We start from the raw sequence: 6,781 nt of genomic DNA, 5'->3' as shown, positions 1-6,781 counted from the left end.
CCCCGGTCCGAGGCCCCGCCGCCCCGGTCCGGTCCGGCCCCCTTGCGGTGCTCGTCCGAGGCGTGCTCGCCCGAGGAGTGGGGGCCCGAGGCGTGCTCTTCCGAGGGGTGGGTGCCCGAGGGGTCGCCGTGCGAGAGGTCACCGTCGGCGGGCTGGTCCTGGCCGCCCGCGCGGATGAGGGCGAGCAGGTACACGGTGATGCCGAAGGTGATCACCACGGCGGTCAGTACGAAGGCCTGAGGCAGCGGATCGGCGGCGTCGGCCGGGTCGTTCTCCCCCAGCAGCGGGGCCCCGCGCCGGTCCATGCCGCCCGCCGCGACGAACAGCACGTTGACGGCGTGGCCGAGCAGCACGAAGCCGATCGTCACCCGCAGCATCTCCCGCTGGAGGATGAGGAAGACGCCGCCGGTGACCAGTACGCCGACCAGGATCGCCGCGGTCATGCCCGGCCTCCCCGCGCGGGCTGTTCAGCAGCGGGCCGCCGGCCGGCGGGTCCCTCGGCGGCGGCCTGTTCGGTGGTGGGCCGTCGGTCGTACGTCGTCGGGGCGTCCGCGGGCAGGCCGTTGCCGAGCCGGTCGACCGCCGCCAGCGCGAGTCCGAACACCAGCAGGTAGATCCCGGCGTCGAAGACCAGGGACGAGGACAGGTGCAGGGGGCCCAGCAGCGGCAGGGTGATCTCTCCTTGCATGGGGGTGAAGAACACCCGGCCGGTGGCCATCGCCACCAGCGGTGTGCTCAGGCTCACCAGCAGTCCGGCGGCGATCAGCCGGGAGGGGCGCAGGAACCGGCTCCCGGCGCCCGGCACCCGGCCGTGCGCGAGATAACTGAGGCCGACCGCGGTGCCGCCGACCAGGGCGGCGATGAAGCCCCCGCCCGGCTGGTAGTGCCCGCGCAGGAACAGGTAGCCGGAGAGCACGGCCATCACCGGCCCCAGCAGCCGGCTGGCCTGTTGTAGCACCAGGCCGTCGACGGGCGGCACCTCCCGGCCGGCGCCCGGCACGTCGCGGGCCCCGAGCAGCATCAGCAGGCCCAGCGTCACCGCGCCGAGCACCGCGGCCTCACCGAGGGTGTCCAGGGCACGGAAGTCGACCAGCACGGTGTTGACGACGTTGCTGCCGCCGGTGTCCTCCTTGGCGTTGCGCAGCAGGTACGCGCCGACAGGGGAGAGGTCGCGCAGGCCGGTGAAGAACAGCGTCGCGGCGGTCGCGACCACACCCGCGGCGACCGCCACCGAGCCGGCCGCCGCCATCGGCAACCGGCCGCGCGACCGGAAGCGTGCCGGCTGGCCGGTCATCACGAGCACGGCGACGACCGCGGTGAGGATCTCGACCAGCAGCAGCGTCAGTGCGACGTCGGGGGCGCCGGCGAGCAGGAACCACACGGCGACCAGCAGGCCGGTCAGTCCCAGCATGGCGAGTGCGGCCAGTACCGAGGACGTCCACAGGCTGCCCGCGACCAGCAGGCCGACCAGCAGCAGGATCGGCCAGTCGAGCGGTGAGACGGTCGAGGCGCCGGCGGTCGGGGCGCCGTTGAGCGCGACGGCACCGACCACGCCCAGCGCGACGAGCCCGGCGACCGGGCGGGCCAGGTGCGCGGTGTGCGCGGTGGTCCGTTCCGGGCGGCCGATCAGCGCGCCCAGCTGCAGCACCTTGTCGCGGAGCCGCTCGAAGAGGGCGTCCGGCACCGGGATGGCCAGCAGGAACCGTTCGACCGGCACTCGGGCGAGGAACAGCAGCAGTCCGCTGGCGATCGTCAGGGCCGACATCGCCAGTTCGAGGGTCAGGCCGGGCCACACCTCGAAGTGCGGTGAGCCCGCGCCCGGGTCGATGTCGGACAGGGCCCGGCCGACGATCCGGTCGAGCAGCGGGACCGCGGGGCCCAGCACCAGCCCGAGCACCGCCGGCACCGCGGCCGGAGCGAGGAACGCCCAGGCCGGTTCGTACAGGCCGCGGGGGGCGGGCCCGGCGAAGGCGCCGTAGAAGATCCGCAGGCCGTAGGCGAAGGTCAGGGCCGAGGCGACGATCGCCGCGGTGGTCGCCGCGGGCGCGGCCCAGGAGGCGAAGTCCGCCTCCAGAAAGCCCTTGAACAGGTACTCCTTGCTGACGAAGCCGAGCAGGACGGGCACACCGGCCAGCGACAGCCCGGCAAGTCCCGTCATCACCGCCGTCACCGGCATCACGCGGCGCAGCCCGTACAGTTCGCGCAGGTCGCGGCTGCCCGCCTCGTGGTCGATGATGCCGACGAGCATGAACAGCGTCGCCTTGAACAGGGCGTGCGCCACCGTGTGCAGCAGCGCGGCGGCCATGGCGACGTGTGTGCCGACCCCGATCGCGGCCGTCAGCAGGCCGAGTTGGCTCACCGTGGAGTAGGCGAGCAGCGCTTTGAGGTCGTGCTGGCGCAGCGCCCACACCGCGCCGAAGACGGCGGTGGCCAGACCGACGCAGACCAGCGTGGCGGACCAGGCGGGGACGCCGCCGAAGACCGGCGAGAACCGCATCAGCAGGTAGATGCCGGCCTTGACCATGGTGGCGGCGTGCAGGTAGGCGCTGACCGGGGTGATCGCGGCCATGGCGCCGGGCAGCCAGGAGTGGAACGGCAGCTGCGCGGACTTGGTGAACGCGGCCAGGATCAGCAGGGCGCCGATGGGCCAGGCCATCGGCGAGTCGAGGACCTCCTCCCGCCGGGACAGTATCTCGGTGAGGTCGGTGGTGCCGGTGGTGAGCGTCAGCAGCACCACCGCGGCCAGCAGGCACAGACCGCCGCCGGCGCTCACCAGGAACGCCTTCACCGCTGCCCCGGTGGCCTGCGGGCCGGCCGAGGCGATCAGGAAGAACGAGCAGACGGTGGTGAGCTCCCAGAACACCAGGAGCAGCACCACGTCGTCGGAGAGGACCATGCCCATCATGGACAGCGCGAACAGCGTCAGCAGGCTGTACACCTGCGTGTGGGTGCCCTCCTCCGGCAGGTAGCGCGGCGTGAACGCCATGATCAGCGCGCCGACGCCGAGGATCAGCAGGCAGAAGAGTCCGGCCAGGCCGTCCAGGCGCAGGGCCAGGGACGCGTCCAGGTACGGCAGCCACGGCCACGACCCGGTGACGGCCGCGTCGCCGGGTGTGCCGTGCACGGACACGGCGAGCAGCGCACCCACCCCGACGAAGCCGGCGGCCAGCGGGTATCCGGTGTTGCGGCCCATACGCGGGGCCACCGCGGGCACGGCGGTGGCCAGCACGATCATCGCGATCAGGGCGATGACCAACAGCACGACGGGGTGTCCCGCTCAGTGCCGGCGGGGCACGGGGGAGGAGAAGAGCACCGGCCGCGGGAAGCGCTTCAGCACGTCGTTCGCGACGCTGCCCAGCACCCGCTGGGAGAGGCCGCGGCCCCGGCGGCCGACCACCACGACGTCGGCGTCCTCCGTCTCCGCGAGCGTCAGCAGCACCTGGGACGGCTGGCCGGAGCCGATCTCGATCATGGTTTCGGGGCCGGTCGCGGTCCCGGCGGTCTGCTCGCCGGTCACCCAGCTGACGCGTTCCTGGAGCATGCTGCGGGCGGCGTCCCGCTGCTCCTCGGCCCGTTGCGCCTCGGCGTCAACCACGGTCACGAGGATCACTCGTCCGGCTGTTCCTGCGACGAGCCGGGCGGCGTCCCGCACCGCCTGGTCGCCCTCGGGGGAGCCGTCGGTTCCCACCACGACGGTCAGGCCCTCGCCCGCGTCACCGGCCCTGCGCTCCGACCCGGCGCTGCGCTCCAGCACCCGGGTGTCGCGGCGGGCCCGGTCGGCGGCGATGGGCACGAAGAGCAGCCCGAGAAGGCCCCCGACGAGGTACCAGTGCGGGCTGCGGTACCCCTGACGTCCGAGGAAGTGAACGACGGCGATGATGCCGACGCTCACCCAGAGCACGATCACCAGAATGACCAGCAGGGCGGTCGTCATGAGGCCTCCAGGGGCGGTGTGTGAGGCCCGGCGGGCACCGGGAGGGGTCCGTCCGGCCCCGGGTCCCCCGCGCGGAGCTGGGGAAACGTCTGTGCGGGCGGAGGCTGCGCCAGCCGGGTGAGTGCCGGACGACTGATAGCCGACCTCGATCAACACGGGTGATGTGGGTTATTTCCGCTATCAATGACGGGTGTGGCACGGTGACTCCCGTCCAACCCGCATCAAATCCAGGAGCCCACGCAACATGCTCACTGTCGGTGACAAGTTCCCCACCTTCGAACTGATCGGCGTGACCGGTCCGGCCGACGACATGAAGTTCGAGACCTTCTCGCACAAGAGCGGCGACAAGGACTGGAAGGTGGTCTTCTTCTGGCCGAAGGACTTCACCTTCGTCTGCCCGACCGAGATCGCCGCGTTCGGCAAGCTGAACGAGGAGTTCGCCGACCGCGACGCCCAGGTCCTCGGCGTCTCCGGTGACTCCGAGTTCGTGCACCACGCCTGGCGCAAGGACCACGACGACCTGCGCGACCTGCCGTTCCCGATGCTGGCCGACTCCAAGCACGAGCTGATGCGCGCCTGCGGCGTGGAGGGCGAGGACGGCTTCGCGCAGCGCGCCGTCTTCATCGTCGACCAGAACAACGAGATCCAGTTCTCCATGGTGACCGCCGGCTCCGTCGGCCGGAACCCCAAGGAGGTCCTGCGGGTCCTGGACGCGCTCCAGACCGACGAGCTGTGCCCCTGCAACTGGACCAAGGGCGACGACACCCTCGACCCGGTCGCGCTGCTCGCCGGCGAGTGAACCCGAGAACTGAGGACTGACATGGCACTCGACGACCTGAAGTCGGCTCTGCCCGGCTACGCGAAGGACCTCAAGCTCAACCTCGGTTCCGTCATCGGCAACTCCGAGCTGCCCGCGCAGCAGCTCTGGGGCACGGTGCTGGCCTGCGCTATCGCCTCCCGCTCGCCGAAGGTGCTGACCGAGCTGGAGCCCGAGGCCAAGGCGAACCTCAGCGAGGAGGCGTACACCGCCGCGAAGGCCGCCGCGGCCGTCATGGCGATGAACAACGTCTACTACCGCACCCGGCACCTGCTGTCGGACCCGGAGTACGGCAACCTGCGCGCGGGCCTGCGGATGAACGTCATCGGCAACCCGGGCGTCGACAAGGCCGACTTCGAACTGTGGTCGCTGGCCGTCTCGGCGATCAACGGCTGCGGCATGTGCCTCGACTCGCACGAGCAGGTGCTGCGCAAGGCCGGCCTGGACCGCGAGACGATCCAGGAGGCGTTCAAGATCGCCGCCGTCGTGCAGGCGGTCGGTGCGACCCTCGACGCCGAGGCCGTGCTCGCGCAGTAGCGACACCCGCCTCGGCGACCACCGCTGCCGCCGAGGCGAGCACACAGGGCCGAGCCCCCTGGCGGAACACCTCCGCCAGGGGGCTCGGTCGTGTCGTCACCGGCGCACACCGGCCGGCTCACACCGTCCGGGTGGTCGCCGGAACCCTCACCCGCCGGGCTCGGTGATCCGCGGCTCCCGACCCGGAATGGCCAGCTCGAACCAGACCACCTTGCCCGTGGACAGCCGGGTCGCGCCCCAGCGCCGGGCCAGCCGGTTCACCAGGTACAGGCCGCGGCCGCCCTCGTCGGTCACCCGGGCCTGGCGCAGCCTGGGCAGCTGCGGCACGTCGTCGCCCACCTCGCAGCGCAGGGTGTCCGTGCGCAGCAACCGCAGCGTGATCGGCCGCTCCGCGTACCGCACGGCGTTCGTCACCACCTCGCTGACCAGCAGCTCCACCGAGTCGGTCAGCTCCTCCAGGTCCCAGCGGGCCAGCGCCCGACGCGCCAGCCGGCGGGCCTGCCCGGCCGTCTGTGCCCGCGGGTCCAGGTACCAGTAGGCGACGTCGCTCGGCGCGATGCCGTCGAACCGGGCCGCGAGCAGGGCGATGTCGTCGTCCCGGTCGCCTGGGCCCAGGATGTCCAGCACCTCGTCGCACAGCGGCTCCAGCGGCGCCGGAGAACCCGGCCGGGTCAACCGGGCCGTCTCGGTGAGCTTCTCCCTGAGCTGCTCGATGCCCGTCCACACGTCCCGGTGCCGGGACTCCACCAGCCCGTCGGTGTACAGCAGCAGCGTCGCCCCCGCGGGCGCGTCCAGCTCCACCGCCTGGAAGTCGACACCGCCCACACCGATCGGCGCCCCGGCCGGTATGCGCAGCACCTCCGCACGGCCCCCGCGATGCAGCATCACGGGCGGCGGATGTCCGGCGTTGGCGATCACCATGCGGTGCGCGACCGGGTCGTACACCGCGTACAGGCAGGTCGCCATGCGGTCCTGGCCCAGCCGCTGCGCCTGCTCGTCCAGGTGGTGCAGCACCTCCTGCGGCGGCAGGTCGAGACCGGCCAGCGTCTGCGCGGTCGTGCGCAACTGGCCCATGATCGCCGCCGACGTCATCGAGTGCCCCATGACGTCACCCACGACCAGCGCCACCCGGCTGCCCGGCAGCGGGATCGCGTCGTACCAGTCGCCTCCCACCCGGGCCGACTCGGCGGCCGGCAGGTAACGGCTGGCCAGCTGCACACCCGTCGGCTGCGGCAGGTTGTCGGGCAGCATCGTGCGCTGCAACTCGTCGGCGATGTACGCCTCCCGCCCGTACAGCACCGCCTTGTCCACGCCCAGCGCGGTGTGCGTCGCGAGCTGCGCCGCCACCAGCAGGTCGTCGCCCTCGAAGGGGGCCCGCTCCGGGCGGCGCAGGAAGACCGCCGCCCCGATCACCCGGCGGCGGCCGCGCAGCGGCGCCAGGATCGACCGGTAGCCGGCCGGCATGTCCTGCTGCGCGTCCAGCAGCTCCGGCT

6 protein-coding genes are annotated in these 6,781 nt (G+C 72.4%); 2 read left to right on the top strand and 4 right to left on the bottom strand.

The genetic code is table 11. The annotated features are described in order from the left end of the window. From ACYVE9_RS11925 to ACYVE9_RS11915, 3 genes are all read right to left on the bottom strand, one after another. Nucleotides 1-443: sodium:proton antiporter (locus ACYVE9_RS11925; protein WP_461027769.1), on the bottom strand; the 443-nt coding region annotated here is incomplete at its 3' end. Further along, nucleotides 440-3,262, bottom strand: a complete 2,823-nt coding sequence (gene mbhE, locus ACYVE9_RS11920; protein WP_461027768.1) for a hydrogen gas-evolving membrane-bound hydrogenase subunit E — start codon at nt 3,260-3,262, stop codon at nt 440-442. The genes mbhE and ACYVE9_RS11925, both read right to left, overlap by 4 nt. Before the next feature lie 15 nt (nt 3,263-3,277). After that, complete coding sequence (locus ACYVE9_RS11915) at nt 3,278-3,934, bottom strand: universal stress protein (protein ID WP_461027767.1); 657 nt, start codon at nt 3,932-3,934, stop codon at nt 3,278-3,280. 244 nt (nt 3,935-4,178) lie between these two features. On the opposite strand from ACYVE9_RS11915, the gene ACYVE9_RS11910 reads away from it, so the two are divergent. After that, nucleotides 4,179-4,733, top strand: coding sequence for a peroxiredoxin (locus ACYVE9_RS11910; RefSeq protein ID WP_461027766.1), 555 nt, complete (start codon nt 4,179-4,181; stop codon nt 4,731-4,733). A 21-nt stretch (nt 4,734-4,754) separates the two neighbouring features. After that, nucleotides 4,755-5,288, top strand: a complete 534-nt coding sequence (locus ACYVE9_RS11905) for an alkyl hydroperoxide reductase (protein ID WP_461027765.1) — start codon at nt 4,755-4,757, stop codon at nt 5,286-5,288. Between the two features lie 147 nt (nt 5,289-5,435). On the opposite strand, the gene ACYVE9_RS11900 is transcribed toward ACYVE9_RS11905, so the two are convergent. Then, nucleotides 5,436-6,781: SpoIIE family protein phosphatase (locus ACYVE9_RS11900; protein ID WP_461027764.1), on the bottom strand; the 1,346-nt coding region annotated here is incomplete at its 5' end.

Source organism: Streptomyces sparsus (assembly GCF_054776295.1).
The sequence above is the reverse complement of the archived record's forward strand: the minus strand, read 5'-3'. Positions and strand labels throughout refer to the sequence as shown.

What these genes read in the sequence shown, in the direction of transcription:
- ACYVE9_RS11915 (WP_461027767.1), bottom strand. Translation starts at nt 3,934, where the DNA reads ATGACGACCGCCCTGCTGGTCATTCTGGTGATCGTGCTCTGGGTGAGC.
- ACYVE9_RS11910 (WP_461027766.1), top strand. Translation starts at nt 4,179, where the DNA reads ATGCTCACTGTCGGTGACAAGTTCCCCACCTTCGAACTGATCGGCGTG.
- ACYVE9_RS11905 (WP_461027765.1), top strand. Translation starts at nt 4,755, where the DNA reads ATGGCACTCGACGACCTGAAGTCGGCTCTGCCCGGCTACGCGAAGGAC.